We start from the raw sequence: 632 nt of genomic DNA, 5'->3' as shown, positions 1-632 counted from the left end.
GCTTCAGATCGGCGTTCGACAGGCCATCAAGATCCGGGGCCGGTGACATGCAGGGGATTGAATCAGAATTGTCGCTGCGCCGGAACCCCGACCCGCCAGCTCAGCCCGGACTTTTGCCAATGTTACTTGCATTTTCGATAAGTTACGGCGGGAATTGGTACAATTCCCGCCGTAACTTATCGACGTTAGTGGACAAAAATTAAAGTACCGCGCCTCAGAACGGGATGTCGTCGTCGAGGTCGTTGTAGCGGGAACCGCCACCGCCTCCCCCGCTGCCGCTACCGCCGCCACCGCCGAAGGACGGGGCTGGGCGACGCTCCTGGGAGGACGAGCGCCCGAAATCGCCGCCTTTGGCGACCTGACCCGGCTCCTCGTCGCCATACTCCGACGCCCCGCCGCCCTGGCGGCTGTCGAGGATCGTCAGCTCGCCGCGGAAGCGCTGCAGCACCACCTCGGTGGAATACTTCTCCTGGCCGGATTGATCGGTCCATTTCCGCGTCTGCAGCTGGCCCTCGATGTACACCTTCGAGCCCTTCTTCAGGTACTGCTCCGCCACCCGGGCCAGGTTCTCGTTGAAGATCACCACCGAGTGCCACTCGGTCTTCTCCTTGCGCTCGCCCGTGCCCTTGTCC

General features: G+C 62.8%; 1 protein-coding gene. It reads right to left on the bottom strand.

What is annotated here, in order from left to right; genetic code table 11:
• Positions 1 to 214 precede the first annotated feature (214 nt).
• The coding region (gene ssb, locus FS320_RS44705) for a single-stranded DNA-binding protein (protein ID WP_152718813.1) at positions 215 to 632 on the bottom strand (418 nt) is incomplete at its 5' end.

The organism is Microvirga tunisiensis (assembly GCF_009296175.1).
GTDB lineage: Bacteria > Pseudomonadota > Alphaproteobacteria > Rhizobiales > Beijerinckiaceae > Microvirga > Microvirga tunisiensis.
This window is presented reverse-complemented; position numbering and strand designations above follow the sequence as displayed.